Annotated in this window: 2 protein-coding genes; both read left to right on the forward strand. The window is 58.6% G+C overall.

Going from position 1 to position 2,629, the window contains the following annotated elements; translation table 11 throughout:
• Positions 1 to 182 precede the first annotated feature (182 nt).
• A complete protein-coding gene (gene panD / locus PMI23_RS27420; RefSeq protein WP_003205654.1) occupies positions 183 to 563 on the forward strand; it encodes an aspartate 1-decarboxylase in 381 nt (126 codons plus the stop codon).
• Between the two features lie 231 nt (positions 564 to 794).
• Entirely contained in the window at positions 795 to 2,459 is a 1,665-nt protein-coding gene (gene pgi, locus PMI23_RS27425; RefSeq protein ID WP_007909914.1) for a glucose-6-phosphate isomerase, read from the forward strand.
• Positions 2,460 to 2,629: the final 170 nt, after the last annotated feature.

A 2,629-nucleotide genomic window follows, 5' to 3' on the forward strand; every position in this document is an offset into this window, starting at 1 on the left:
GAGCCTGCTCGCGATAGCGGTGTGTCAGTCAGCATTAGTGTTGAATGACACACCGCTATCGCGAGCAGGCTCACTCCTACAGTGTTTTTCAGCGTCATGAAGATTGCATTCCAGCTGTATTGCCGCCCTCAAAGCCTTCGGGCACACTGCCCGCCGTTCGATTCCAACCCGGGAAAACCCTCATGCACGCGATCATGCTCAAGGCCAAACTGCACCGCGCCGAAGTCACTCATGCGGTGCTCGATTACGAAGGTTCGTGCGCCATCGATGGCGAGTGGCTGGACTTGTCCGGCATCCGTGAATACGAGCAGATCCAGATTTACAACGTCGACAACGGCGAGCGTTTCACCACCTACGCGATTCGTGGCGAAGAAGGCTCGCGGATGATCTCCGTCAACGGCGCCGCTGCACACAAGGCCAAGGTTGGCGACCGCGTGATCATTTGTGCCTACGCCCATTACAGCGAAGCCGAGCTGGTCAATTTCAAGCCGCGCATGCTTTACATGGCGCCGGGCAATGAGCTGAGCCACACCAGCAACGCCATCCCGGTTCAGCTCGCCTGATCGCGAAACCGCCCCGCTCCCCCTCCGTTTGTCGGCCAGTTCCCGGTCTCGATGTTAAAAAAGTACAGGGATCTGGTCAGACAAAGTCAAGACAGAACGCAGCGCGAGGTTTACTGTATTCGCCCTGTGTCCAGAAATCGTGTCGACGCAGTTGATCCCATGCCCAAACATGGCGTGCCGGGTCTGTTCAGTGTTCAAAAGGCCGTTCAAGTAAAAAGGAAAACCGCAGCGATGGCGTATTACCTCACTCCTCAAGACGTTACCGCTCTGCCCGCCTGGCAAGCGTTGAAAGATCACCGCCAAGCCATGCAGGATTTCAGCATGCGCGAAGCCTTCAACGCCGATCCGCAGCGCTTCAACCAGTTCACCCTTAGCAGCTGCGGACTGTTTCTCGATTATTCGAAGAATTTGATCAACGCCCAGACCCGCAACCTGCTGGTCGGTCTGGCCAATGAAGTCGATCTCAAAGGCGCCATCAAAGCGCTGTTTGAAGGCGAAATCGTCAACACTTCCGAAGGCCGCCCGGCGCTGCACACCGCCCTGCGCCGCCCGGTAGGCGACAAACTGTCGGTCAACGGCGTCAACGTGATGCCGGAAGTCCACAAGGTTCTGAACCAGATTACCGATCTGGTCGGCCGCATCCACGACGGTCTGTGGCGTGGTTACACCGAGAAGCCGATCACCGACGTGGTCAACATCGGCATCGGTGGCTCGTTCCTCGGCCCTGAGCTGGTCTCCGAAGCACTGCTGTCGTACGCGCAGAAAGGCGTGCGTTGCCATTATCTGGCGAACATCGACGGCAGCGAATTCCACGAGCTGACGCAGAAACTGCGCGCCGAGACCACGCTGTTCATTGTTTCGTCGAAGTCGTTCAACACCCTCGAAACCCTGAAGAACGCTCAGGCTGCTCGTGCCTGGTACCTGGCACAGGGCGGTTCGGAAGCCGAGCTGTATCGTCACTTCATCGCTGTATCGAGCAACAACGCGGCAGCCGTGGCGTTCGGTATCCGTGAAGAAAACATCTTCCCGATGTGGGACTGGGTTGGCGGTCGTTACTCGCTGTGGTCGGCCATCGGTTTGCCGATTGCCTTGGCCATCGGCATGTCCAACTTCAAGGAGCTGCTGTCTGGTGCCTACACCATGGACCAGCATTTCCAGACCGCGCCGTTCGAACAGAACATGCCGGTGCTGCTGGCCCTGCTCGGTGTCTGGTACGGCAACTTCTGGGGCGCGCAAAGCCACGCGATCCTGCCGTACGACCACTACCTGCGCAACATCACCAAGCACTTGCAACAACTGGACATGGAATCCAACGGCAAGAGCGTGCGTCAGGACGGCACGCCGGTGTCGACCGATACCGGTCCGGTGATCTGGGGCGGCGTCGGCTGCAACGGTCAGCACGCCTACCACCAGTTGCTGCATCAAGGTTCGCAGTTGATCCCGGCCGACTTCATCGTGCCGATCGTCAGCTTCAACCCGGTCTCCGACCACCATCAGTGGCTGTACGCCAACTGCTTGTCGCAGAGCCAGGCGCTGATGCTCGGCAAGACCCTGCCGGAAGCCGAGCAGGAATTGCGCGACAAGGGCATGAGCGAAGAGCAGGTGCACAAACTCGCGCCGCACAAGGTGATCCCGGGCAACCGTCCGAGCAACACCATCGTGGTCGAACGCATCAGCCCGCGTCGCCTCGGCGCATTGGTTGCCATGTATGAGCACAAAGTGTTCGTACAGAGCGTGGTCTGGGGCATCAACGCCTTCGACCAATGGGGCGTGGAGTTGGGCAAGGAACTGGGCAAAGGCGTTTACAACCGCCTGGTCGGCAGCGATGAAACCCTTGCTGATGACCCTTCTACCCAGGGCCTGATCAACTACTTCCGCGGTCGTCACCGCGGTTGATCTGTTGCTTGATAGAGAGCCCCTGAAGTTCAGGGGCTTTTTTTCGTCTGGCGTTTGGCGTGGATTTCGCGGTGGCAGCCAAATCGCTTCCCCCTCACCCCAGCCCTCTCCCCCAAGGGGTAGAGGGGGAAAGGGAGCCGATTTTCACGCTTTTCAATACTTGAGTTCGA

Origin of the sequence: Pseudomonas sp. GM24 (assembly GCF_000282235.1) — a bacterium.
Taxonomy (GTDB): Bacteria; Pseudomonadota; Gammaproteobacteria; order Pseudomonadales; family Pseudomonadaceae; genus Aquipseudomonas.

What these genes read in the sequence shown, in the direction of transcription:
- panD (WP_003205654.1), top strand. Translation starts at nt 183, where the DNA reads ATGCACGCGATCATGCTCAAGGCCAAACTGCACCGCGCCGAAGTCACT.
- pgi (WP_007909914.1), top strand. Translation starts at nt 795, where the DNA reads ATGGCGTATTACCTCACTCCTCAAGACGTTACCGCTCTGCCCGCCTGG.